Source organism: Streptomyces beijiangensis (genome assembly GCF_017315755.1).
In the GTDB taxonomy this organism is placed as follows: Bacteria; Actinomycetota; Actinomycetes; order Streptomycetales; family Streptomycetaceae; genus Streptomyces; species Streptomyces beijiangensis.
In genome coordinates this window covers 1-267 of the sequence record NZ_JAFLRJ010000936.1, presented here as the reverse complement: position 1 = coordinate 267, position 267 = coordinate 1, and the positions used below count along the sequence as shown (strand labels likewise).

At 74.5% G+C, this 267-nt stretch carries 1 pseudogene; it reads left to right on the top strand.

Annotated features, from left to right (window positions below):
* A pseudogene (locus J0695_RS39955) lies at window positions 1–224 on the top strand (3-oxoacyl-ACP synthase); the annotation flags it as partial.
* Window positions 225–267 lie beyond the last annotated feature (43 nt).

The window sequence follows — 267 nt, the reverse complement described above, 5'->3', positions numbered from 1 at the left end:
ACACCCTGGCCGCGGCCGGGGCCGTCGAAGCCGCGTACACGGCCCTGGCGCTCTACCACGGCGCGCTTCCCCCCACCGCGAACGTGGAGTCGCTCGACCCGTCGATCGACGTCGACATCGACGTGATCACCGGGAAGGCGAGGCAGCGGCGCATCAGTGTCGCGGCGAGTACGTCCCTCGGGTTCGGCGGCCACAACGCCGCCCTCGTACTCACGGCCGCCTGAACGGGCCGGGGCACCGGCGCCCCGGCCCGGCACCACCCTCCCC